Annotated in this window: 21 protein-coding genes, 1 other RNA gene and 1 other annotated feature; of the genes, 20 read left to right on the top strand and 2 right to left on the bottom strand. The window is 43.0% G+C overall.

Going from position 1 to position 24,816, the window contains the following annotated elements:
* Positions 1-70: 70 nt before the first annotated feature.
* From hisS to FZC88_RS17415, 9 genes are all read left to right on the top strand, one after another.
* Positions 71-1,345, top strand: coding sequence for a histidine--tRNA ligase (gene hisS / locus FZC88_RS17455; protein ID WP_148995807.1), 1,275 nt, complete (start codon positions 71-73; stop codon positions 1,343-1,345).
* A gap of 32 nt (positions 1,346-1,377) precedes the next feature.
* Positions 1,378-3,144: an aspartate--tRNA ligase gene (gene aspS / locus FZC88_RS17450; protein ID WP_148995881.1), complete on the top strand. Its 1,767-nt coding sequence runs from the start codon at positions 1,378-1,380 to the stop codon at positions 3,142-3,144.
* Between the two features lie 70 nt (positions 3,145-3,214).
* Positions 3,215-3,404, top strand: a non-coding RNA gene (ssrS, locus tag FZC88_RS17445) — 6S RNA.
* A 199-nt stretch (positions 3,405-3,603) separates the two neighbouring features.
* A complete protein-coding gene (locus FZC88_RS17440) occupies positions 3,604-4,368 on the top strand; it encodes a tRNA threonylcarbamoyladenosine dehydratase (protein WP_148995806.1) in 765 nt (254 codons plus the stop codon).
* 279 nt (positions 4,369-4,647) lie between these two features.
* Entirely contained in the window at positions 4,648-5,427 is a 780-nt protein-coding gene (locus FZC88_RS17435) for a hypothetical protein (RefSeq protein WP_148995805.1), read from the top strand.
* A 3-nt stretch (positions 5,428-5,430) separates the two neighbouring features.
* Positions 5,431-5,805: a GntR family transcriptional regulator gene (locus tag FZC88_RS17430; protein WP_148969779.1), complete on the top strand. Its 375-nt coding sequence runs from the start codon at positions 5,431-5,433 to the stop codon at positions 5,803-5,805.
* A gap of 2 nt (positions 5,806-5,807) precedes the next feature.
* Positions 5,808-6,518 (top strand): ABC transporter ATP-binding protein, encoded by a 711-nt coding sequence (locus tag FZC88_RS17425; RefSeq protein ID WP_148969778.1) that lies wholly within the window; start codon positions 5,808-5,810, stop codon positions 6,516-6,518.
* Entirely contained in the window at positions 6,518-7,444 is a 927-nt protein-coding gene (locus FZC88_RS17420) for an ABC transporter ATP-binding protein (RefSeq protein ID WP_148995880.1), read from the top strand. The genes FZC88_RS17425 and FZC88_RS17420 overlap by 1 nt, the downstream gene beginning before the upstream one ends.
* Positions 7,437-8,387: an ABC transporter permease gene (locus tag FZC88_RS17415; protein WP_148995804.1), complete on the top strand. Its 951-nt coding sequence runs from the start codon at positions 7,437-7,439 to the stop codon at positions 8,385-8,387. Before FZC88_RS17420 ends, FZC88_RS17415 begins: the two co-directional genes overlap by 8 nt.
* 163 nt (positions 8,388-8,550) lie before the next feature.
* Here the strand turns inward: FZC88_RS17415 and FZC88_RS17410 are convergent, their stop codons facing one another.
* Positions 8,551-9,270, bottom strand: coding sequence for a protein-glutamine gamma-glutamyltransferase (locus FZC88_RS17410; protein WP_148995803.1), 720 nt, complete (start codon positions 9,268-9,270; stop codon positions 8,551-8,553).
* Positions 9,271-9,821: 551 nt separating this feature from the next.
* On the bottom strand, positions 9,822-11,096 hold the full coding sequence (locus FZC88_RS17405; protein WP_148995802.1) for a replication-associated recombination protein A: 1,275 nt from the start codon (positions 11,094-11,096) through the stop codon (positions 9,822-9,824).
* A gap of 214 nt (positions 11,097-11,310) precedes the next feature.
* Between FZC88_RS17405 and cymR the strand changes: the two genes are divergently transcribed.
* The 11 genes from cymR (at position 11,311) to alaS (ending at position 24,791) form a co-directional block, all read left to right on the top strand.
* Positions 11,311-11,730 (top strand): cysteine metabolism transcriptional regulator CymR, encoded by a 420-nt coding sequence (cymR, locus tag FZC88_RS17400; protein ID WP_044339554.1) that lies wholly within the window; start codon positions 11,311-11,313, stop codon positions 11,728-11,730.
* 13 nt (positions 11,731-11,743) lie between these two features.
* Positions 11,744-12,886, top strand: a complete 1,143-nt coding sequence (locus tag FZC88_RS17395) for a cysteine desulfurase family protein (RefSeq protein WP_148995801.1) — start codon at positions 11,744-11,746, stop codon at positions 12,884-12,886.
* 47 nt (positions 12,887-12,933) lie between these two features.
* Positions 12,934-14,049 carry a tRNA 2-thiouridine(34) synthase MnmA gene (gene mnmA, locus FZC88_RS17390; RefSeq protein WP_148995800.1) on the top strand — a complete coding sequence of 372 codons (1,116 nt, stop codon included), beginning with the start codon at positions 12,934-12,936 and terminating at the stop codon, positions 14,047-14,049.
* Between the two features lie 179 nt (positions 14,050-14,228).
* The gene (locus FZC88_RS17385) at positions 14,229-14,900 is read left to right on the top strand and encodes a tetratricopeptide repeat protein (RefSeq protein ID WP_148969772.1); all 672 of its coding nucleotides are present in this window, start codon (positions 14,229-14,231) and stop codon (positions 14,898-14,900) included.
* 17 nt (positions 14,901-14,917) lie between these two features.
* On the top strand, positions 14,918-17,308 hold the full coding sequence (gene recD2, locus FZC88_RS17380; protein WP_148995799.1) for an SF1B family DNA helicase RecD2: 2,391 nt from the start codon (positions 14,918-14,920) through the stop codon (positions 17,306-17,308).
* Positions 17,309-18,228: 920 nt separating this feature from the next.
* Positions 18,229-18,825, top strand: a complete 597-nt coding sequence (locus tag FZC88_RS17375) for a biotin transporter BioY (protein ID WP_148995798.1) — start codon at positions 18,229-18,231, stop codon at positions 18,823-18,825.
* A 17-nt stretch (positions 18,826-18,842) separates the two neighbouring features.
* Positions 18,843-19,841, top strand: a complete 999-nt coding sequence (gene bioB / locus FZC88_RS17370) for a biotin synthase BioB (RefSeq protein WP_148995797.1) — start codon at positions 18,843-18,845, stop codon at positions 19,839-19,841.
* A 195-nt stretch (positions 19,842-20,036) separates the two neighbouring features.
* Complete coding sequence (locus tag FZC88_RS17365; protein ID WP_034757353.1) at positions 20,037-20,222, top strand: hypothetical protein; 186 nt, start codon at positions 20,037-20,039, stop codon at positions 20,220-20,222.
* 15 nt (positions 20,223-20,237) lie between these two features.
* Positions 20,238-20,369 carry a YrzQ family protein gene (locus tag FZC88_RS17360; protein WP_082051298.1) on the top strand — a complete coding sequence of 44 codons (132 nt, stop codon included), beginning with the start codon at positions 20,238-20,240 and terminating at the stop codon, positions 20,367-20,369.
* A gap of 344 nt (positions 20,370-20,713) precedes the next feature.
* Positions 20,714-21,790: an AI-2E family transporter gene (locus tag FZC88_RS17355; RefSeq protein WP_148970040.1), complete on the top strand. Its 1,077-nt coding sequence runs from the start codon at positions 20,714-20,716 to the stop codon at positions 21,788-21,790.
* A gap of 76 nt (positions 21,791-21,866) precedes the next feature.
* Positions 21,867-22,095: a binding site (T-box leader), on the top strand.
* 62 nt (positions 22,096-22,157) lie between these two features.
* Positions 22,158-24,791: an alanine--tRNA ligase gene (gene alaS, locus FZC88_RS17350; RefSeq protein WP_148995796.1), complete on the top strand. Its 2,634-nt coding sequence runs from the start codon at positions 22,158-22,160 to the stop codon at positions 24,789-24,791.
* Positions 24,792-24,816: the final 25 nt, after the last annotated feature.

Genomic DNA, 24,816 nt, shown 5'->3' with positions numbered 1-24,816 from the left:
TATACAAGGGATTGAGGGCTTTTTTTATTTACATAAATATCAATGTGCTAGATAAAAGGAGGAAATCAACTTGTCCATTCAGATTCCACGAGGTACACAGGACATTCTACCAGGTGAAGTAGAAAAATGGCAGTATGTAGAGGAAGTGGCGAAGAATCTTTGCCACGCCTATCAGTATAAAGAAATCCGCACACCAATCTTTGAGGCGAGCGAGTTGTTTACCAGAGGAGTAGGGGATACGACGGATATCGTGCAAAAAGAAATGTATATGTTTGAAGATCGCGGAGGCAGAAGCTTGGCGCTCCGACCTGAAGGAACCGCTTCTGTTGTTCGCTCCTTTGTAGGAAATAAGATGTTCGGGCATCCAAATCAACCAACGAAGCTCTTTTACTCCGGTCCAATGTTCAGGTACGAAAGACCACAAGCCGGCCGCTACCGCCAATTTGTACAGTTCGGGGTTGAGGCATTGGGAAGTGAAGACCCGGCGATTGATGCAGAAGTGATTTCATTGGCAATGGGGATTTATCAGAAACTGGGACTTACTCAATTAAAGTTAGTCATTAATAGTCTTGGCGATACGGGTAGTCGAAATGCTCACAGAGAAGCCCTCATCAATCACTTTAAACCAAGAATCGGTGAATTCTGCGGAGACTGTCAGAATCGTTTAGAGAAGAATCCATTACGCATTCTGGATTGTAAAAAAGACCGTGACCATGAATTAATGTCTACAGCACCCTCGATTCTCGATTACTTAAACGACGAATCAAAAGCATATTTTGAAAAAGTCCAAACGTACCTAACAGGGATGGATGTTGAATTCGTGGTCGATCCGACTCTTGTTCGCGGCCTTGATTATTATAATCACACAGCTTTTGAAATCATGAGTGACGCAGAAGGATTTGGAGCCATCACGACCCTTTGTGGTGGAGGACGTTACAATGGATTGGTGGAAATGATCGGTGGTCCGGAAACTCCAGGAATCGGTTTTGCCTTTAGTATTGAAAGACTACTTTCCGCACTGGAAGCTGAAAACGTTGAACTTCCAATCGAGCAAGGCGTCGATTGTTTTATCGTTTCACTGGGAGAAGAAGCGAAGGACTATGCAGTAAAGCTTCTTCACAATTTAAGACAGGTGGGAATTTCATCAGAAAAGGATTACCTGGATCGCAAGGTAAAAGGTCAATTTAAAGCAGCGGACCGTTATGAAGCGAAATATGTAGCCGTCATTGGCGACAATGAATTACAGGAAAATAAAATCAACCTGAAAGATATGTCTACTGGTGAGCAGGAAGAAGTAAGTCTTGATCGTTTTGTAGAGAATGTGAAAAGCAAACTTGGTAAATAGAACCCGTTGATTTTGACAAGGAGGAGAACATGATGACAAAAAGAACAGCATATTGCGGAGACATCACAGAATCATACATCGGTGAAAAAATAACGATTAAAGGCTGGGTACAAAAGAGAAGGGATCTGGGTGGATTAATCTTCATCGACCTTCGTGACAGAGAAGGAATCGTACAAGTCGTCTTTAATCCGGATTTATCAGAAGAAGCCCTCGCCCTTGCGGAGAAAATTCGTAATGAGTATGTACTTAGTGTGACAGGTACTGTCGTGGCAAGAGGAGAAGGAACCGTCAATCCTAACCTGAGAACCGGGAAAGTTGAAATTCATGTAGAAGAGGTTCAAATCATAAATGAAGCGAAGACCCCTCCTTTCATGGTTGATGATCAAATGGAAGTGTCGGAAGATGTCCGCTTGAAATATCGTTACGTAGACCTTCGCCGCCCAGCGATGATGGAAACGTTGAGAATGCGTCATAATGTGACGACATCGTTCCGTACCTTCTTGAACGAAAATGGGTTCCTGGATGTAGAAACACCGATTTTAACAAAGAGTACGCCAGAAGGTGCCCGTGATTACTTAGTGCCAAGCCGTGTTCATCAAGGTGAATTTTACGCGCTGCCACAATCACCGCAAATCTTCAAACAATTGCTGATGGTATCCGGCTTCGACCGTTATTACCAAATTGCCCGCTGTTTCCGTGACGAAGATCTTCGAGCAGATCGTCAGCCGGAATTCACTCAGATTGATATGGAAATGAGTTTCATGGATACAGAGCAAATCATTACCCTTGTAGAAGATATGATGAAGAAACTGATGAACGATGTGAAGGATCACAATGTTCAATTACCATTCCAAAGAATGACGTATGATGATGCCATGAGTCGATACGGCTCTGACAAACCGGATACTCGTTTTAAAATGGAACTGATCGATGTATCGGAAATCGTGAAGGAATCCGGATTTAAAGTATTCGCAGGCGCAGTAGCAAGCGGTGGTCAGGTGAAACTGATCAACGTAAAAGGCGGTGCTTCCCAGTATTCCCGTAAAGACATCGATGGGTTAACAGAGTTTGTTTCCCGATACGGTGCAAAAGGACTTGCCTGGTTAAAGGTAGAAGAAGAAGGCTTAAAAGGACCTATTTCCAAATTTGTAACAGAAGAGGATGCATCGCAAATCTCTGCTTCAGCAAATGCAGAATCGGGAGACTTATTGCTATTCGTTGCGGATAAAAAATCAGTAGTGGCAGATGCCCTCGGTGCTCTTCGCCTGAAATTAGGAAAAGAGTTGAAACTTATCGATGAAACAAAATTCAATTTCTTGTGGGTGACCGACTGGCCGTTGTTTGAATTTGATGAAGGCGAGAATCGTTATTATGCTGCCCACCATCCTTTCACAATGCCGGTGAGAGAAGACCTGGAACGTTTCGAGACGGATCCTTCTTCTGTCCGTGCCGAAGCATATGACCTTGTATTGAATGGGTACGAACTTGGAGGGGGATCCCTTCGGATTTATGAGCGTGATATTCAAGAAAAGATGTTTAAAGTTCTTGGTTTCTCAAAAGAAGAAGCAAAAAAGCAGTTTGGGTTCCTATTGGAAGCCTTTGAATATGGAACACCTCCACATGGTGGAATTGCACTTGGTCTCGACCGTTTAGTCATGCTTCTTGCAGGACGCACAAATCTCCGCGATACGATTGCCTTCCCCAAAACGGCGAGTGCAAGCTGTGTATTGACGGATGCTCCTGGTGAAGTGAGTGAAGCTCAATTAAAAGAGTTATCTTTGTCGCTGGATGTAGAATAATGTAAATAAGTTCCGGGGGACATTCGTTGAAATCATCAAGGTGATATGATATTATTTAAACAATCACAAACGAGTCCTGATGTGTGCGACGTTTTTACCTAACAGTTTTGACCGAACACTTCAAACTTTGGGAGCTTGACGTTTCTGCTAGGAGTTCATGCCTCATGCCGAGGACTAACAAATAGTGGAATAAAGCACCCACCTGCCGAGAGCGGGTTCAAAACGAAGGAAATGATGGCGGCGGCACGATTGGGACTCGTCCAAATACGATTTTAATTGAAGATCCTATAAATGAAGAGTCAGGCTCAAAGTAGCCTGGCTTTTTTTGTTGAGTCTAAACCTTCTCTTAATAGGGTAAACGATAGAGGAGGACAACATTTCATATTGATTTTCGTTTCTCTATCCTTTATTCTAATTCAGTATAAACCTAGTTGAATACTTATAATGGAGTTGATTATTTTGCTACACCAGTTTTCAAGAAATGAACTAGCGATCGGTAAGGAAGGTCTTCAAACCCTTAAGAATAGCACGGTGGCAGTACTCGGAATCGGGGGAGTGGGATCCTTTGCAGCTGAAGCTTTAGCCAGGTCAGGTGTAGGCCGTCTTGTATTAGTGGATAAAGATGATGTGGATATTACAAACGTGAACCGTCAAGTTCATGCATTGCTTTCTACAGTAGGTCAGCCGAAAGTCGATCTGATGAGAGACCGCATCATGGATATTAATCCGGACTGTGAAGTCATCGCCTTGAAGATGTTCTATACGGAAGAAACCTACGAAGAATTCTTCAATCAAGGATTGGATTACGTAATAGATGCTTCTGATACGATTTCGTATAAAATACACTTAATGAAAGAATGTTTAAAGCGCGATATCCCATTGATTGCGAGCATGGGAGCGGCGAATAAAACCGATCCGACACGCTTCAAGATTGCCGATATCAGCAAGACTCATACGGATCCAATCGCAAAGGTGATCCGGACCCGCCTGAAGAAAGAGGGCATTAAAAAAGGTGTAACGGTTGTTTTCTCTGATGAGAGTCCCATCGTCATCCGTGAAGATATCAGAAAAGAAGTAGGGAAAGATGATGCAAAGATTCGTAAAGCCCAGCTTCCCCCTTCTTCAAACGCATTTGTCCCATCGGTTGCAGGTCTTATTGCAGCAAGTCATGTGATGAACCAGCTGTTAAAGCATATTGAAATCAAAAGAGTAAAAGACAAATAATGGTCATGTAATTGTAAGGACTGGATCCATTTTCGGATTCAGTCCTTTTTTGTTGAGAAGGATCAATGAATAATAGCAGACTTCCAATATTAGTTGATCTTCTTCCTCAATCCGAAGTTATTTTTTCTTTTTCATTTCCCCTCCTCTTCTCCTCTTATCACTAAACACACCAGCAAAAAAATAATTCCATTAATTAGGTGAATAAGGTATTGACGGTATAATGTGTCATAGTGTACTATCTAACTAGAACACTAAAACGCGTTATGAAGGAGTGCAAGTATGAAGGCATTTAAAGGTCTTCTTTGGAAAGACTTTAAAACCTCCAAGGTTTGGTTCTATGGATGGATTGGCATAATTTTTCTGATTTACATCATAGGAATGGTGATCGGAAACTTTGTCAACGAGCCAATAATCGTTCAAATATTCATTATCATGATCGGTGTATTTCACTTTGCATTTCTACCGGGCATTGTTCTGTCCATGCTTCGATTGGAAGGAAAGACGCAGCTTTGGCTCCATAGTCCGTATAGTGGATTCATTCTTTTATTGCCGAAACTGATTATTGCCATTATTTATTCTACGGCGTCACTTCTATTAGTGGATCTTTTAGGTGTTATCACCTTGGCTGTCTTCCCTGAAGACTCTCTTTTTTCCTATTGGCCAATCAAAGAAGGAATCCTATTTAATTTAGGAGTAACAGTAGTTGGCCTATATTTTTCCGGATGGACGATTTTCTTGTGGACCTTCTACCACTCACTTTCAAAGTTTCCATCCATCAAGAATATACGATGGATTTTTGTAGCTGGTTTTATCATTGTGTATCAAAGTGTTGTTGCATTTCTTATGAGCATTAAATGGGTGGAAAAAATACTCTTCAATGCTTTTACAGTTGAAGTGAGTTCGGGTGTCTTTCTCTCGATTGGTTCTAATGAGGCGAATGCCGGTTTTGAGCCTGAAATGATCCAGCTGCCCTTGCTGCCGTTTGTGTTTGAAGGAATGATCATGATAATCGTATTTATCATTTCCTGCTGGCTATTAGATCGTAAGGTTGAGGTGTAATACATGACAGAAGAATATACAGCCTCCAAGCCGATATACCTCCAAATAGCTGATCGGATCATACGTGAGATTGTAAGAAAAGAATTATCTCCCGGTGACAAACTGCCTTCTGTCCGGGAAATGGCCGTTCAATCCGGGGTGAATCCAAATACCATTCAGCGTACGTATAGCGAATTAGAGAGGATGGACATTGTGGAGACGAGGAGAGGGCAGGGAACATTTGTCACGGAAAAGGAAGAGGTTCTTTCGGTTTTGAACGAAAAGCTCCAAGAGGAAGTAATCGAGTTGTTCATTAAAAACATGAAAGAACTGGGGTTATCAAAAGAACAAATGATAAAAAGCGTCGAGAGATATCTTGCCGAAAGAGGGGGGGAATAGGGGTGGTTGTGAAATTTGAAGCTGTCACCAAAAAATATGGAAATGAATTGGCCTTGAAGAATACGTCGTTTCACTTCGAAAAAGGGAAGATTTATGGTCTGCTAGGCCCAAATGGCAGCGGGAAATCGACCACTTTAAAGATGATCGCGGGATTGGTTCTTCCAAGTGCTGGTTCAGTGACCATGAACGGTAAGCCGATCACCCGGAAACGAGCCGGTGAAGTGGCGTATTTAACAGAGTTGGATATGTTTTATGAAGCATTTACCGTTGATGGGATGATCCGGTTTTACTCTTCTCAGTTTTCGGACTTTGATATACAGCGGGCACATGAGCTAGTGGAATTCATGGAACTGGACAGTAAGAAAAAAATCAAGCATTTATCAAAAGGGAATCGCGGCAGACTGAAGCTTGTTCTTGCCCTGTCCCGAAATACGGAGGTCCTGCTCCTGGATGAACCATTTTCAGGGTTGGATCCCATGGTAAGGGACTCCATCGTGAAAGGCCTCTTATCCTATATCGATTTCGGGAATCAGACAGTGATCATAGCAACCCATGAAATCGATGAAATTGAAGGGATACTTGATGAAGCGTTTATCATCAATGATGGAGAAATTAAAGGGCACTGTCAGGTAGAAGAGCTTAGAGAAATAGAAGGATTGTCTGTCCTGCAGTGGTTGAAGCAAACATCGAAAAAAGAAGGGAAGATGAAATGATGAAGACGGTTGTGCAATTACAGGGTGTCTCAAAAGTTATTAAAGGCAAGACCATTATCGATAATTTATCCTTTGATGTGTATGAAGGGGAAGTATTCGGTTTTCTGGGCCCGAATGGAGCAGGAAAAACGACGACGATCCGAATGATAGTAGGATTAATGAATATTTCAAAAGGAGACGTTCTGATTTCTGGGAAAAGCATCAAAAAAGATTTCGAAGGTGCCATTAAGGATGTTGGTGCCATCGTTGAAAACCCGGAGCTCTATAAGTTCATGTCGGGATATCAAAACTTAAAACATTTTGCCCGCATGCAAAATGGAATCACCGAAGAAAGAATGAAGGAAGTCATCGAACTGGTAGGTTTAACAGACCGCATCAATGATAAAGTGAAAACCTATTCACTTGGAATGAGACAGCGCTTGGGTCTGGCGCAATGCCTGCTCCATAAACCAAAGCTTCTCATACTCGATGAGCCTACAAATGGCTTGGATCCTGCCGGTATCCGTGAAATTCGTGCGTATATAAGAAAGCTTGCACAGGAAGAGGGTATGGCGGTAATCGTATCTAGTCACTTATTATCTGAAATGGAAATGATGTGCGATCGAATCGGGATCATCCAATCCGGAAAGCTTGTGGATGTTCAGCAGGTACGTGATTTCGTTGAAGGTTCCGAACAGGTTTACCATTTTGAGGTGAATGAGGTAGAAAAGGTCAAAGCTGTACTAAAGAAGTTCGATCCTGGAATCAAATATGAAACGAAGGGTTCGGAAGTACAGGTCGCTTTAACGAAGGAACAAGTACCGAATGTCATACGGGCATTTGTGGAAGCAGATGTTCAAATCTATAGTGTCATGCCAATTGCCAAGACATTGGAAGATAGATTCTTGGAAATCACGAATGAAAAAGGAGAGGTCGTGCATGCTTAGTCTCATTAGAAATGAATGGACAAAAATATTTAAAAGGGTCGGAACATATGTCATGCTCGGATTGCTTATTCTCATTATCGGAGTGACGGCAGCTTTTACGAAGTATGATGACGGGAAAGCGAAGGAATCGGAAAACTGGAAGCAGGAACTCACAGCGCAAGTGGAAGCAGATAAACAAATGTTGTCGGAAAATCCAAATATGAACAAATTCATAGAGAAAGACACGGAACGAAGAATTGCGTTAAATGAATATCGCATTGAAAATGACATTCAGCCGAAAGTGAAAGAAACGGTTTGGACGTTTGTTGAAACGAATGCCTTTTCCGTACTTGTTGTAGGTCTGTTTGCCATCATTGTGGCAGCGGGAATTGTCGCAAGTGAGTTCAGCTGGGGTACGATCAAGCTTTTACTCATTCGTCCTATCTCAAGGACAAAGATCCTTCTATCGAAGTATTTCACCGTCATCTTATACGGAATGAGCATGCTACTAGTATTATTCGTCGTATCGTTCCTGATCGGGCTTCTATTATTTGGCGGTACAGATCAGTCCACCCACCTGGCGTATGTGGATGGGAAGGTAGTCGAACAGAACATTGTCGGGTATTTGCTCAAAACCTACTTATTGAAAACCATTGATGTCGTGATGATGGCTACAATGGCCTTCATGATTTCAACTGTGTTCAGAAGCAGCTCACTGGCTATCGGGATTTCCCTGTTTCTATTATTTGTGGGAGGCAATGCAACGAGCCTGCTCGCTCTTCGATTCGACTGGGCGAAATTCAGTTTGTTCGCGAACACAGATCTGACTCAATACACAGGTTTCACTCCACCGCTAGTGGACGGCATGACCATGGGCTTCTCGATCACCATGCTCATCATCTACTTCATCATCTTCCAGCTTCTTGCATTCATCGTCTTTAATAAGAGAGATGTGGCGGCATAGAAAAGCGTAGGCGGCTTGGTCAGGCCCGACAAGCATAAGGCGAAGTTCCCGGAAAGGCGTCCATTGCCTTTATGGGAAGTTTGACTTATGACCTCGAGGGTCGCAGCAGCTGGACAACTAAAAATTAACAAAAAAGTGACGGACTCATCAGAGTTCGTCACTTTTATGCATACCGGTATAAATCTGAAAACTTCAAACGTGTGACTTGTTGAAGGAGAAAGGCTGATTCAGTAGCATCTTTTTTTCGAAGAGTATTTAAAGCTTCTATCATTTCATCATGAGTCATGATTCCCACACCGTGACCAAAATACTGATCCTCTTCTAAGAACACAGAATTTTCCCCCATCCATATCGGATCGTCATAGTCAGGGTTAGAGAAATAGTAAACATCCCCTGGAATATAGTCCACGCCTTCATAGGTGACCATGCTCATATCATCGTCATAATTGTGACCCCAGACTAAAAGGGGAGAGAACAGTTGATTAAAATAAGAAGTCCTGATCGTATCAAGAATCGATTTATAGTATATGAGGACAATGCTGGTGACGCATTCGAAGCTATAGGCAGAGCTATTTGTGAATATATCTTCAATGGCCTCTGATGGAAGCTTCGAGTCGCGAAGTCTATATCCGTAGGGAGTCTTAATCCAAAAAGTAGAGTTAAAATAGGAGTATTCAAAAGCAGCGAATTTGGCGTCACCCTCATCCATGCTCCTTGCATTGACAATGAATCGTTCCCGCATCCTCAACTCAAATCTTAGCTCTCCTAAGTTACGGTAGCGATACTCAGTAGGACTGCTTTCCAGCGCTTTAACGATTCTTTCTTCTACAGGTGATAGATTCTGCTGCCCAATACTTGACAATCCATTTTCAATGATAATCAATCCATACACCTCCAGGCCTTTTTACTAATGTATGATTGGGTGGAGAGATATGGCATTGACACGTTAAAAAAAGAGCTTATCCCTAAAATAAACCTGCCAAAAAGGCAAAGAACGCCTTTCCGGCAGGTTCGCCTTATGCTTGTCGGGGCTGAACGAGCCGCCTCCGCTTTTGTGTCATCCAGCTCCGGCGGCTAGAGGCTCGAGGTCATAAGTCAAACCTGCCAAAAAGGCAAAGAACGCGCCTTTCCGGCAGGTTCGCCTTATGCTTGTCGCCTCTGAACGAGCCGCCTCCGCTTTTGTGACATCCAGCTCCGGCGGCTAGAGGCTCGAGGTCATAAGCTAAATTGGCCAAGAAGGCAAAGAACGCCTTCCCGGCCAATTCATCTTATGCTTGTCGGGGCTGAACGAGCCGCCTCCGCTTTTGTGTCATCCAGCTCCGGCGGCTAGAGGCTCGAGGTCATAAGTCAAACCTGCCAAAAAGGCAAAGAACGCGCCTTTCCGGCAGGTTCGCCTTATGCTTGTCGCCTCTGAACGAGCCGCCTCCGCTTTTGTTATTTCATCTGCTTATTAATCTTCTCATACACCTGAGCAATCGCCTGTTCAAACTTGCCTGTCGATTTAGGAGTATAGTATTGAGCGTTCTTAAGTTTTTCTGGTAAATAGGTTTGGGGTACCCACCCTGATTCATAGCTGTGTGGATACTTGTATTCGATCCCTCTACCAAGTTCTTTTGCCCCTTGATAATGGGCGTCTTTCAAGTGATCCGGAACCTCGCCGCTTTTTCCCTTACGGATATCACCGAGTGCAAGGTCGATGGCCGTGATCGCCGAGTTCGATTTAGGTGAGAGACAAAGCTCTATAATCGCGTTGGCTAAAGGAATTCTCGCTTCCGGAAACCCGATTTTCTCAGCTGTTTCGACTGCCGCCAGTGTTCTTGGTCCCGCTTGGGGGTTGGCAAGTCCGATATCTTCATAGGCAATCACCAATAGTCTGCGGGCGATGCTCGGAAGGTCCCCGGCTTCAACGAGTCTGCCTAAATAATGAAGAGCGGCATTCACGTCACTCCCGCGGATCGATTTCTGAAACGCGCTTACGACATCGTAATGAGCGTCTCCATCTTTATCGTGTGAAAAACTTTTCTTTTGCAGACACTCTTCTGCGATGCTGACATCAATATGAATCACACCGTCTTCATCCGGTGAAGTGGACAAGACAGCCAGTTCCAAGGCATTCAGCGAACTCCTCACATCTCCAAAGCTGCTGCTTGCAAAGTGGTCAATCGCTTCGGCGGTTACATTAAGTGAATATCCACCTAATCCACGTTCTTCATCTCCGATGGCCCGATGCAAGGCGATTTTCATTTCATCGATCGTCAGCGGCTTTAACTCGAAAATTTGGCATCTGCTTCTGATCGCCGGATTAATGGCATGGTACGGGTTGCTCGTCGTTGCACCTATCAATGTGATCATACCGTTTTCCAAATAAGGAAGGAGAAAATCCTGCTTCCCTTTATCCAAGCGATGCACCTCATCCAAAAGAAGGATCACTTTCCCGGACATTTTGGCTTCTTCTGCTACAATTTGAATATCTTTTTTATTATTGGTTACGGCATTCAGTGTTTTAAAACGGTATTTCGTACTTCCGGCAATGGCGCTCGCGATGGATGTTTTTCCGATACCCGGTGGACCGTATAATATCATGGATGACAGCTGCTTCGCTTTTACCATCCTGTCTATGATTTTTCCTTCTCCAACTAAATGCTGCTGCCCGATGATCTCATCAATAGTCCTCGGTCTCATCTTAAATGCAAGTGGTTTAATCGACATGAAACATCTCTCCAAACTGACGTTCTAGTTAAATTCACTTTATCATAGGAGGTTCTCTTAAGGAAATATTGTGGCTGGGAAAAAAGGGGGGGAGTGTATGAAGCTGCCCCTTTCACAGTGAGAGGACGGATATGCTATAATAACAAAAGTCAATATAGTAGAAAAATACGTCCCGATAAACGAGATGTTATTAAATATAGTAGAGGTGCTGGACATGAAGATATCAACTAAAGGCCGATACGGTTTAACGATTATGATTGAATTAGCTAAACGCCATGGTGAAGGGCCGACTTCACTGAAAACAATCGCACAGCAGCATGAGCTGTCGGAACATTATCTTGAACAGCTGGTTGCGCCACTGCGTAATGGCGGTCTTGTTAGAAGTATCCGGGGGGCTTACGGTGGGTATGTGTTGGGACATGAGCCATCTGAAATCACAGCGGGAGATATTATCCGGATCCTTGAAGGGCCCATTAGTCCTGTAGAAGGAATTGAAGATGAAGAACCGGCAAAACGTGAGCTATGGATCCGGATCCGTGATGCCGTTAAAGAAGTACTCGATAATACAACGATAGAAGATTTAGCCAGTCATTCAGATGACGGTGAATCAGATGCATACATGTTCTATATCTAGGAGGTAACGAAAAATGGAAAGAGTGTACCTGGATCATGCTGCAACGTCTCCCATGCATCATGAAGTAATTGAAGAAATGACTTCAGTGATGAAGGAGTACTTTGGTAATCCATCGAGCATTCATTCATTTGGCCGTGCATCACGTCATCTTGTCGACTCTGCACGTACCATCATCGCTCAAAGCATTCATGCAGATTACAATGAAATCATTTTTACCAGCGGAGGAACTGAAGCGGATAATTTAGCAATTATCGGTTCAGCCGGGGCGAATAAAGGAAAAGGAAATCATATCATTACGACACAAACCGAGCATCATGCGGTTTTACATGCGTGTGAATTTCTTGAATCCCAAGGATTTGAAGTGACCTATCTACCGGTTGACCGTACTGGCAGAATATCAGTGGAGGAACTGCAAAGGGAACTTCGAGATGATACGATACTTGTTACGATTATGTTTGGGAATAATGAGGTAGGAACGATTCAGCCGATTAAAGAAATTGGACAGCTCCTTCGAAATCATCAGGCTTATTTTCATACAGATGCTGTACAAGCGTTTGGCTTGACACACATTGACGTGAAGGAGCTTGGAATCGATTTGCTTTCGGTTTCGGGTCATAAAATAAATGGTCCTAAAGGAATAGGCTTTCTTTATTCACACAAAAACGTGGAACTTCAGCCTGGATTATATGGTGGAGAACAGGAAAGAAAGCGCCGAGCAGGTACAGAAAACGTCCCTGCCATTGTTGGTCTTGGAAAGGCTGTAGAAATTGCTCAAAAAACCATTGAAGAGAAGAATTCTCAATACCCTCGTTTCAAGGTTTTACTGAAAGAGACCTTAGCCGGAGAAGGCATTGATTTTGAAGAGAACGGATCTCTTGAGCATGGATTGCCCCATGTGCTAAACTTAAGCTTTCCCGGCACGGATGTAGAGTCCATGCTGGTGAATCTAGATATGTCAGGTATCGCTGTATCAAGCGGTTCTGCTTGTACGGCTGGATCTATAGAGCCTTCACATGTATTGGTCGCGATGTTTGGCAAACAGTCAGGGAATTCAAGGAACTCCATCCGTTTCAGCTTTGGTCAGGGGAACACGGATGAGCAGATTGTCTGGACTGCCCATGAAGTCGCAAAAATCGTGAAGCGATTAACAACTTAAGAAAGTCGTCTGAAAAGGGCGATTGAACGAATAAGGAGGTGGCGTTAGTGAAAAAAGAACCAAAGGATACGAGAGTGGTCGTTGGGATGTCTGGTGGAGTAGATTCTTCCGTAGCCGCATTATTATTAAAGCAACAAGGCTATGAAGTCATCGGGATTTTCATGAAAAACTGGGATGATACCGATGAAAATGGGTTTTGTACCGCAACAGAAGATTACAACGACGTGATTCGGGTATGTAACCAAATTGGTATTCCTTACTACGCTGTGAATTTTGAAAAACAATACTGGGATAAAGTGTTTACGTATTTCCTGGATGAATATAAAGCAGGAAGAACACCAAACCCGGATGTGATGTGTAATAAAGAAATTAAGTTCAAAGCATTCCTTGATCATGCACTGAAACTTGGTGCAGATTATCTCGCAACCGGCCACTATGCACAGGTTGAATACCGTGATGGAGAATACAAGATGCTCCGCGGTGTCGACAACAATAAGGATCAAACGTACTTCCTCAATCAGTTAGGGCAGGAGCAACTTGAAAAAGTGATGTTTCCCCTAGGCGGCATCGACAAGAAAAAGGTTAGGGAAATTGCTAAGGAAGCGGGCCTTGCAACTGCTGCCAAGAAAGACAGTACGGGGATTTGCTTCATCGGTGAACGCAACTTCAAAGATTTCCTAAGCAATTACTTACCTGCCCAACCGGGAACGATGGAAACATTAGATGGTAAAGTGATGGGAAAGCACGATGGATTGATGTACTATACGATTGGCCAACGTCATGGACTGGGTATAGGTGGAGCAGGTGAGCCTTGGTTCGCCATCGGTAAGGACCTTGAAAGAAACGTGCTCTATGTAGGTCAAAGCTTTGAGCATCCTGCCCTTTATTCCGATTCCATTCTAGCAACGGATGTCCACTGGACTTCAAATGGAGAGAAACCAGCTGAATTCGCCTGTACGGCAAAATTCCGTTACCGTCAGGATGATAACAACGTAACGGTCATTCCTTTAGAAGATGGTAAGGTGAAAGTCATCTTTGACGAGCCTATACGTGCTGTTACACCAGGACAAGCCGTTGTTTTCTACAACGGTGATGAGTGTCTGGGTGGAGGAACCATCGATACCATTTATAAAGATGAGAAAAAACTTACGTACGTAGGTTAAGGCTACCCACGAAAAGGACTGAGAAGAAGAGATGTACAAACTCTCTTCTCTCAGTCCTTTTTTCATCATTGATGGATATCAATATTGAGAGTACCTTATGTTATACTAGAAGGCGATACGCGGGAAAGTACCTTACTCAACTTGCATACATAAATCATAACAATATAGAGGTGTTTGAATTGGATAAGAATTTAAAAGGAATTGAGTTATTACAAGAAGGAAAAGTAGAAGAGGCTGTGAAGCTTTTTACAGAAGCCATCGAAGAAAACCCTAAGGATCCTGTCGGATATATTAATTTCGGGAACGTATTAATGTCAGTTGGAGACAATGAAAAGGCGAAGAAGTTTTTCGAACGGGCGATCTCGATCGACGACAATGCAGGGGCAGCATACTATTCCCTGGGGAACCTGTACTTTAATGAAAATAACTTTGATGAAGCAAAGGATCAGTTTGAAAAAGCTGTTTCAAAAGGTATGGAAAATGCCGACGTTTACTTCATGCTTGGAGTCAGTTTGTTCCAATTAGAGCAGCCGAGGCTCGCTCTTCCTTACTTACAACGAAGTGTCGAACTGAATGAAGAGGACACAGAGGCACGCTTCCAGTTAGGTCTATGCTTAGCGAAGGTTGAAGCATACGAAGAAGCGATTGTGCAATTATCTCAAGTAGTGGAAGCAGACCCAACTCACGCAGATGCTTACTACAACTTAGGGGTTGCCTATGCTGGCCATAAGGATGATGCAAATACGGCGCTGATGTATTTCAACAAAGCAATCGAAGTTCAACCAGATCATATGCTGGCGGGCTATGGCATCAAGATGATCGAAAAGCTGAAAAATGAACAAAGTGAATAGTTAGGAGGTTCACTGATTTGAGCCAGCAAGATTCTTTAAAGCTGTTTGGTGAGGAAGAAATCTATATAAAAGGAAGGCACCTTGTCACGATTTTTCATAATGAGGAAAATCTCTATACCGTCGTCCGTATCCGGGTAGATGAAACGAATGATACTTATGAAGACAAAGAAGCGGTCGTAACCGGGAATTTTCCTAAGATTCATGAAGATGAGACCTACGTGTTTTACGGGAGGTTTCAAGAGCACCCAAAGTTTGGCATGCAGTTTCATGCAAAGCATTTCAAGAAAGAAATCCCACAAACCACACAAGGTGTCGTCCATTATTTATCAAGTGATTTATTTAAAGGAATCGGGAAGAAAACAGCTGAGAAAATTGTGGAACATATCGGGGAAAATGCCATTACCAAAATACTCGAAAATCCAAGCCTCCTTGATGAAATTCCAAAGCTTCCAAAGGAAAAGGCGAAAAGTATTTATGATACGCTTTCCGAGCATCAAGGCTTGGAGCGGGTCATGATCATGCTGAATGATCTGGGGTTTGGACCTCAAATTTCCATGAAGGTCTATCAAGCCTATAAAGAGCAGGCGCTTGAGATCATTCAAAATAACCCCTATAAGCTCGTGGAAGATATTGAAGGAATCGGCTTTACCCGGGCCGATGAGATTGGTTCTAAGATTGGTTTGACAGGCAGTCATCCCGACCGGATCAAAGCAGGCTGTTTGTACACCCTTGAACAAACATGTGTAAAGCAGGGCCATGTGTATCTCGAGGCAGAAGAACTCATTGTAACGGTGAAGGAGCTCCTTGAGAAAAGTCAGCCCGAAAAGGTCGATTACACTGAAATATCCAGTCAACTGGTTTCTTTGGAGGAAGAGGGGAAAGTCATTGGAGAAGGCACAAAAGTGTATGTTCCTTCTCTTTACTTCTCGGAAAAAGGGATCGTGACAAACATCGAAAAGATTTTGTCTCAAACCCAATATGAAGATCAATTTCCTCAATCCGAATTTCTTCTGTCACTTGGAGCACTGGAGGACCGACTGGGAGTTCAATACGCACCTTCCCAAAAACAAGCCATCGAAACAGCGTTGATGTCTCCCATGCTCCTGTTGACCGGTGGACCCGGAACAGGTAAGACGACCGTCATTCAGGGGATTGTCGAGCTGTTTGCTGATCTCCATGGCTGCTCCTTGGATCCCAAGGATTACAAAGATGAACCCTTCCCTGTCTTACTGACAGCCCCGACTGGTCGAGCGGCGAAGAGAATGACAGAATCCACGGGCCTCCCTGCCATGACGATTCACCGTCTTCTAGGCTGGAACGGTCAAGAAGGATTTCAGAGTGATGAAGAACGTGCTATTGAAGGGAAGTTGTTAATTGTGGATGAAGTGTCCATGGTCGACACATGGCTTGCCCATCAATTATTGAAGGCCCTGCCTGAAGATATTCAAGTGATATTTGTCGGGGATGAGGATCAATTACCGTCTGTAGGTCCCGGCCAGGTACTAAAGGATCTATTGAAATCGGAAGTGGTGCCGACAGTCAGGTTAACGGATATTTATAGACAGGAAGAGGGCTCTTCCATTATTGAACTTGCTCACTATATGAAAAGGGGACAGGTTCCTGCAGATCTGACCAAACAGCAAAAAGATCGATCCTTCTTTCCATGCAGAACCAATCAAATATCCGAAGTCGTTCAAAAAGTCGTTGAGAACGCCAAGAAAAAAGGGTACTCCCCGAGAGATATACAGGTCCTTGCTCCTATGTATCGCGGCCCTGCAGGTATCGATCGATTGAATGAACTCCTTCAGGAAATCTTCAATAGCAATGACGGTACCCGGAAAGAGATCGCATTTGGAGATGTGAAATATCGTATTGGGGATAAGGTTCTTCAACTTGTCAATCAACCTGAAAACAATGTTTTCAACGGGGATATCGGTGAAATCGTCTCGATCTTTTATGCGAAGGAAAACACTGAGAAGCAAGATATGATCATTGTTTCATATGAAGGAAATGAGGTCACCTATACGAGACAAGATCTCATGCAAATTACCCATGCGTATTGCTGCTCGATTCATAAGTCACAAGGAAGTGAGTTTCCCATTGTGATCTTACCTGTCGTGAAAAGCTATTATCGGATGCTGAGAAGGAATCTTCTTTACACTGCCATTACCAGGAGCAAGCAATTCCTCATTCTTTGTGGGGAGCTTGATGCTTTTACGCTTGGAGTTGAGAGAGAAGATGATTTTCTCCGCAAAACAACCCTAAGCGAAAAACTGAACGGTTTAACCGCTGCAAAGAACACGGCAATTTCTTCTGAAGAAGACTTACCCATAGAAGAAATCTTGCTGAATGAGGATCCAATGATTGGAATGGAAGGCATCAGCCCCTATGATTTCATGAAAGCATAAGGTCAACGAATGAATATTTCTCCTGGAGAAATTATTCATTCGTTGACCTTTTTCTATACACTCTTTTGGAATCTCTTCCACTGATTATGCTGAGTCAGGTCAGGAGAAGTAAATTTATCTTTTGAATGAATGTTAGTCAAAAACATAGGAAAACATAGACCGTTCCTTTCCGCTCCAGGCACTTGCTTTCCTCGGGGAGGAAGTCAAGCCTCCTCGGGCTTTTGCCCTGCGGGGTCTCGACCTTTCCTCTATTTCCCGCAGGAGTCAAGTGCCTTCCGCTACAATCCACTCTGTGCAAGTATAGATAAACAAATTATATACAAAAGAGTAAAAATATTATGTTAACTCATAATTTGGAAGAACAGTGGACTTACTTTCAATTGGTTAATCAATTCCTTTAATTCGTCTGTGTATGGTACCAAATGTTAACTGCAGGATTAGCTATATCCTTTCCTTGAATGACAAAAAAATAGGATCGAAAAATAATCTTATCTGTACATAATCTTTTTTGCTCCGCGTTAAATTACCTCTAGTGAAGGGCAGTGGTCGCCTTCAATAGTGTAATGAAATTCTGTTTTCTATAGATTGTTTTTGTCACTTTTAATCTCTGTCACGCGATTTTCTTATAGATGGTGAGGGGAACTGCGTAGACACCTGCGGAAGTACGGGCGTGCCGAGACCCCGTTCGGCTAAGCTGAGGAGGCTCGGCCGAACGTCCGCGGAAAGCGGAGCGGTTCCCCTCACCATCCTTCACACACTAATGGACAGAACCAAGCAGATCTTCTGTTAAAAAGATCAATCTTTACGAATTGGACTTATTAGTAACAATTATTGTTAACTATAAATAAATTTAAGTTGACATATATTTAAAGAAAGCGATATCCTTATCTTGTAGAAAAAAGACAGATGGGGGAAGACAGATGAACAGAAAATTAAGGACAATCGATCTTACACTGGCAGGGATGTTTGTTGCACTTATGGCGATAGGTGCCAACATCACGACATTCGTACCTTTTATGGTAGTGGGCGGCGTTCCCATTACGTTACAAACGTTCTTCGCCATTTTAGCAGGGGCGATCCTTGGAAGCAGGGTCGGGGCGATTTCCATGACAGTATACGCACTGGTGGGACTCGTGGGTGTTCCGGTATTTGCACGATTTGGAGCAGGATTATCCTCTATTGTGAGCCCGACATTCGGATTTATCGTTTCGTTTATTTTCACAGCATACATTACAGGTAAAATCGTAGAAAAACATAAAGGAATCAAGGTCTACATTTTCGCGGCGCTAGTCGGGATGACTGTCAATTATGTGGTTGGTACGAACTGGATGTATGCAGCATACAAGCTTTGGGCTGCAGCTCCTGAAGGATTTACATATAAACTTGCATGGGCCTGGATGGTGGTTCCTTTACCGAAGGATATCATATTAGCCGTGTGTGCAGGAATTATGGCTCATCGCCTGGAGAAATCGGTCCTGTCAAAGAGTACATTTAAGAATATAAAAAGAGCGGCATAAAAGGGGAGGAATTTCACATGAAAACGTGGAAGGAACTGGCACTTGGAGTGATCGAGGGAGAAGAAATCACAAACGAAGAGGCTTTATCGATTTTACAAAGTCCTGATGATGAGTTTCTGGAATTATTGCATAGCGCTTACCTGATTCGAAAACATTATTATGGGAACAAAGTGAAATTGAATATGATCATCAATACGAAATCAGGTTTATGCCCTGAAAACTGCGGATATTGTTCACAGTCCATTGTTTCAAATGCTCCGATCGAGAAATATCGCATGGTGGATAAAGAGACAATATTAAAAGGAGCCCAAAATGCTCACCAGCTAAATGTGGGAACATATTGTATTGTGGCGAGTGGAAGAGGCCCGAGCAATCGTGAAGTCGATCATGTGGTTTCGGCAGTAAAGGAAATCAAAGAGCAGTATAACTTAAAAGTATGTGCATGTTTAGGCTTATTAAAAGACGATCAGGCGAAACGGTTAAAGGAAGCAGGGGTCGACCGTTATAACCATAACATCAATACTTCAGAGAACCATCATGAAAATATCACCACTTCCCATACATATGAAGACAGGGTGAACACCGTTGAACAAGCGAAAGCACAAGGGATTTCTCCCTGTTCGGGAATCATTGTCGGCATGAAAGAGACATTGCAGGATGTGGTTGATATGTCCCGCAGCTTAAAGGTGTTGGATGCCGACTCCATTCCAGTGAATTTTTTACATGCTATAGATGGTACACCTCTTGAAGGAACAAACGACCTCGATCCGAGATATTGTTTGAAGGTTCTTTGTTTAATGCGCTTCATCAACCCGACAAAAGAGATCCGTATTTCAGGGGGACGGGAAGTGAATCTGCGCAGTTTGCAGCCACTGGGCCTTTATCCGGCAAACTCGATTTTCGTTGGTGATTACTTAACGACAGCCGGCCAGGAAGGTACAGCCGATCACCAAATGCTTGAAGATCTGGGGTTTGAGGTTGATTATGTGAAGGAAGTAAGTGAGCAGACAACATAATAAATAAATTTAGGTGGGTGCTTTGGAAAAGGTTACTCCTTATGAAATCAAGAAAATATCCCACACTATATAAGAACGGTGATTAAACATCGTTTGGGCGGATATTCTCATTGAACAAGTATAAAAAGAGCTCGGATTGGTCATGATGGTAGGGAATACACACCAGGTTTGGTGTAATAGAGGTGAACCTTACCGATGAAGTGTCCAAATTGTCAGAGCAAAGATATCGGAAAGATCGGCATCAACCAATATTATTGCTGGGGTTGCTATATAGAGCTTTCATTGTCAAAGGGAGTCATTCATACTCATCAAGTGGAAGAGGATGGATCACTGAGCTCCTTAGACGACTTGTTTGATGAGGAAGAACGCCGACTAAGCTAGGAAGAGGTGTCTTTCTTGAACAAAACATTTGCATCCATCGTTGGTTTTGGAGCAGGAATCGCTGCTTCTATCTATTCACAAAGATCCAATATGATGAACCAAAGACAAATGAAACGAATTCGTAAACAAGTAAAGAAACTTTTTTAACAGCTAAAAAGGCTGACTTTCGGGTCAGTCTTTTTTTATTTCCTGGTGTTTTATATGAAGAGAACTTAGATCAGAAGAAAAAATCACTAATTCTTTATTGATATAGCAGCTGCTATTTGGATATCAGCGGAATCTCACTTTTATCAGCGAAATTTCCGATATATCAGCGAAATCCCAGCTTTATCAGCGGAATTTTAAATATATCAGCGAAAAGGCTCTCGCTCCTTACATCCCCACGATTTATTGTCGGGTATGCCCAAGCCGCCCATCACGTTTTGTTTAAGTCCAATGAATAAAATACCCTTCTATCTTCCAACAATATAGAAGAGAAGGGAGTGTAGATGATGGAAAAGAGACCCTATGCCAAATGGTTGTACCGACTTTCAATAGCTCTTATTCTTGCTATATTCCTATATATTCTCTACTTATTAAAGCCTGTATGGCATCCGGTCCTGGAAGTATTGTTCTTTTCGCTCCTACCCTTTTTGATAGGGGGATTCATTGCCTATTTGCTTCATCCAATAGTAGAAAAAATCCATGAGGCGGGCATTCATAGGGGGATAGCAATCATGCTCATCTACATCCTTTTCTTCGGAGGATTAGGGTATGCGGTCTATAAGGGGACTCCAATCATCATACATCAGCTGAAAGATTTATCAGAGAATGCGCCACTTTTTACAAAACAATACCAGAGGTGGCTGGACTATGTGCAAAGCGAGACCTCCACTTGGCCTGATGGAATACAATCTCAATTAGAGGAAAGAATTGACGGGATCGAAGCCTGGTTGACGGGGCTTGTCGCAGTCGTTCTGGCCACTGTGATGAAGTTTATGAACAGCTTGCTGCTTGTTGCGATAATTCCCTTTGTATCCTTTTATTTATTAAAGGATATTACGAAAGTGAAAAAATTCCTGTGGCAGCTTACACCAAAAAAATGGAGGAACAGCGCGATTTCATTTTCAAAGGATGTGGATGAATCGCTGGGAGGCTATATCCGGGGACAGCTTTTAGTTTGTTTGATCATTGGGGGACTTTCAGCATTAACACTCTGGTTGATCGGTATGAAGTATCCCTTGATCCTCGGATTGATCATTGGAGTAACCAATGTAATCCCCTATTTCGGACCGATTATCGGAGCGGTTCCAGCAGCCATTGTGGCAAGTACGATCTCTGTCAATATGATGATATATGTCGTCATCATGGTCGTAGTTCTCCAATTCCTGGAGGGCAATATCTTATCGCCCCTCATTGTGGGAAAAAGCCTTCATATGCATCCTCTGTTTATTATGGCTGCCCTTATCATTGGTGGTGAAGTAGGGGGTGTGATCGGAATGATTGTTGCAGTACCTTTTTTAGCTGTGGTAAAAGTAGCGATTTTACATGGACGAACCCATTTCATTCATGCAGCAGGGGAAGATTAGCTGAAAAATTAAGAATCAACATTGACAAATACAGTGAATATTTCTATAATCCAACATATACAAGTATTCGTATAAAATGAAAGCTATGAAGGATCGAGTACGTTATAGTCCATCTACCAGAGAGGAATCCCCCAGGCTGTAAGGGATTTTAGATGAAGGATAACCGAATGCTAATCCTGAGTGCAGGTAAAGCCTGCCGTATATCCGCGTTAAGGTGTTTTGAGGGATGAATAAAAGAAAAGCGGAAGGGCTTTCCTTTATTCATAACCAGGGTGGTACCGCGAGAAACAGCTCTCGTCCCTGTTTTAGGGATGAGGGCTTTTTTGTATTCTTTTTTAACCATACATATAAAGGAGGAAGCTTGAAAATGAACAAATTAACAGGCGCAGAAATTCGTCAGAAGTTTTTAGATTTCTTTCAAGAAAAAGGACACGGGGTGGAACCAAGTGCATCATTGGTTCCGCATGAGGATCCGTCCCTTTTATGGATCAATAGTGGGGTAGCGACATTAAAGAAATATTTTGATGGACGTGTCATCCCTCAAAATCCAAGAATCGTGAATGCCCAAAAGTCGATTCGTACAAATGATATTGAAAATGTAGGGAAAACAGCACGTCATCACACTTTTTTCGAAATGCTTGGAAACTTCTCGATCGGAGAATATTTTAAAGTAGAAGCAATTGAATGGGCTTGGGAATTTTTGACCGACGCGAAATGGGTCGGCTTTGATCCCGAGAAGCTTTCCGTTACCATTCACCCCGAAGATCATGAAGCATTTGACATCTGGAACAAAAAAGTAGGCGTACCAGCTGAACGAATCATCCGAATTGAAGGGAACTTCTGGGATATCGGAGAAGGTCCAAGTGGCCCGAATACAGAAATTTTCTACGATCGCGGGCCGGAATATGGGGACAATCCTGAAGACCCTGAATTATATCCGGGTGGAGAGAATGATCGTTACCTTGAGGTATGGAATCTTGTGTTCTCACAATTCAATCATAACCCTGACGGAACGTACACTCCGCTCCCTAAGAAGAATATCGATACCGGTATGGGACTTGAACGTATGGCATGTGTCGTACAAGAAGTACCTACAAACTTTGATACCGATTTATTCATTCCGATCATAAAGGCGACAGAAGAAATTTCCGGTAAGTCTTACGGAAAAGACAGTGACATAGACGTAGCGTTCAAGGTCATCGCTGATCATATCAGAACGGTTTCCTTCGCTATCGGTGACGGAGCACTTCCATCCAATGAAGGCCGTGGCTATGTATTAAGAAGACTGCTTCGCCGTGCGGTTCGATTTGCGAAACAAATTGAAATCAACCGTCCATTCATGTATGAGTTGGTTCCGGTTGTTTCTGAAATCATGGTGGATTTCTATCCGGAAGTGAAACAAAAAGCGGAATTCATCCAAAAAGTAGTGAAAAATGAAGAAGATCGTTTCCACGAAACATTGAACGAGGGGCTTGCTATTCTTTCTTCCATCATCAAGGTACAAAAATCTGCAGGTAACAAGATCGTTCCTGGTGAGGATGTCTTCCGTTTGTATGATACGTACGGATTCCCGGTTGAATTAACGGAAGAATATGCAGAAGAAGAAGGATTAACAGTTGATCATGATGGTTTTGAAAAAGAAATGGAAGCTCAGCGTGAAAGAGCGAGATCGGCTCGCCAGGATGTAGGAAGCATGCAAGTGCAGGGTGGAGTCCTTAGTGACATCACGGTAGAAAGTCACTTTGTAGGTTATGACACGTTAGAAACGACTGCTACTATTCTTGAACTGTTGGTTGACAATGAACGCCAGCCGAAAGTAGATAAAGGACAGGAATGTCAATTCATTCTGGACCAGACACCATTCTACGCAGAGAGCGGAGGACAAATCGGCGATAAAGGATACATTGAAGCTATGGGTGTGAAAGTTTTGGTAACAAACGTCAAAAAAGCTCCTAATGGCCAAAACCTTCACTCTGCCATCGTTGAAGTGGGTACGTTAGAGCAAAAAGCACAAGTTCTTGCGAAAGTGTCCCGTGAATCCAGAACAAGAGTGGAGAAAAATCACACAGCTACTCACATCCTTCATCAGGCATTGAAAGATGTTCTTGGAGATCATGTAAACCAGGCAGGTTCATTAGTGGAACCAGATCGCCTGCGATTCGACTTCTCTCATTTCGGTTCTGTTTCCCAGGAAGAGATTGAGCGAATCGAAACCATCGTCAATGAGAAGGTTTGGAAGGCTATTTCAGTGAACACAGCCCTTAAATCATTATCAGAGGCAAAAGCGATGGGGGCTATGGCTTTATTCGGTGAAAAATACGGCGAAGAAGTTCGCGTCGTATCGATTGGAGAATATAGCTTAGAACTTTGTGGTGGCTGTCATGTATCAAACACGTCTGAAATCGGGTTATTTAAGATCCTTTCTGAAAGTGGAATCGGAGCAGGCACGAGAAGGATTGAAGCTGTTACAGCAGAGAATGCTTATAAAGTGTTGAATGATCAAGTTTCTCAACTGAAGGAAGTAGCAGGCAAACTTAAAGCGAATCCTAAAGAAGTCGTCAACCGAGTGGACTCTTTATTAGTAGAAATGAAAGAGCTTCAGAGAGAAAATGAATCATTATCCGCAAAGTTGTCTAACATAGAAGCAGGTAGCTTAACGGATCAAGTCAAAGTCATTGACGGGGTGAATGTTCTTTCCGCGAAAGTGGCTGCTGGGGATAGCAATGGATTACGTACAATGATGGATGATCTTAAACTGAAATTGGGCTCAGGGGTTATTGTATTGGCAACAACTGGAGACGATAAAGTTACGATCATTGCAGGAGTTACGAAGGACTTAGTCGAAAAAGGATATCATGCTGGAAAACTTGTTAAAGAAGTGGCTTCACGCTGTGGTGGAGGAGGCGGTGGCCGTCCGGACATGGCTCAAGCTGGGGGTAAACACCCGGAAAAAGTAGAAGAAGCCCTGCAAATTGTAGAAGAATGGGTCAAATCCATTTAACTCCGTGTGAAAGTGGTGTACAATG

Origin of the sequence: Rossellomorea aquimaris, from assembly GCF_008180865.1 — a bacterium.
Classification (GTDB): domain Bacteria; phylum Bacillota; class Bacilli; order Bacillales; family Bacillaceae_B; genus Rossellomorea; species Rossellomorea yichunensis.
Note: the sequence above shows the minus strand (reverse complement) of the source record. Positions and strands in the feature narration are given on the sequence as shown.

Coding starts and splice junctions, on each gene's coding strand:
- aspS (WP_148995881.1), top strand. CDS start 1,378: ATGACAAAAAGAACAGCATATTGCGGAGACATCACAGAATCATACATC.
- FZC88_RS17435 (WP_148995805.1), top strand. CDS start 4,648: ATGAAGGCATTTAAAGGTCTTCTTTGGAAAGACTTTAAAACCTCCAAG.
- FZC88_RS17430 (WP_148969779.1), top strand. CDS start 5,431: ATGACAGAAGAATATACAGCCTCCAAGCCGATATACCTCCAAATAGCT.
- FZC88_RS17420 (WP_148995880.1), top strand. CDS start 6,518: ATGAAGACGGTTGTGCAATTACAGGGTGTCTCAAAAGTTATTAAAGGC.
- FZC88_RS17415 (WP_148995804.1), top strand. CDS start 7,437: ATGCTTAGTCTCATTAGAAATGAATGGACAAAAATATTTAAAAGGGTC.
- FZC88_RS17405 (WP_148995802.1), bottom strand. CDS start 11,096: ATGTCGATTAAACCACTTGCATTTAAGATGAGACCGAGGACTATTGAT.
- cymR (WP_044339554.1), top strand. CDS start 11,311: ATGAAGATATCAACTAAAGGCCGATACGGTTTAACGATTATGATTGAA.
- FZC88_RS17395 (WP_148995801.1), top strand. CDS start 11,744: ATGGAAAGAGTGTACCTGGATCATGCTGCAACGTCTCCCATGCATCAT.
- FZC88_RS17375 (WP_148995798.1), top strand. CDS start 18,229: ATGAACAGAAAATTAAGGACAATCGATCTTACACTGGCAGGGATGTTT.
- bioB (WP_148995797.1), top strand. CDS start 18,843: ATGAAAACGTGGAAGGAACTGGCACTTGGAGTGATCGAGGGAGAAGAA.
- FZC88_RS17365 (WP_034757353.1), top strand. CDS start 20,037: ATGAAGTGTCCAAATTGTCAGAGCAAAGATATCGGAAAGATCGGCATC.
- FZC88_RS17355 (WP_148970040.1), top strand. CDS start 20,714: ATGGAAAAGAGACCCTATGCCAAATGGTTGTACCGACTTTCAATAGCT.
- alaS (WP_148995796.1), top strand. CDS start 22,158: ATGAACAAATTAACAGGCGCAGAAATTCGTCAGAAGTTTTTAGATTTC.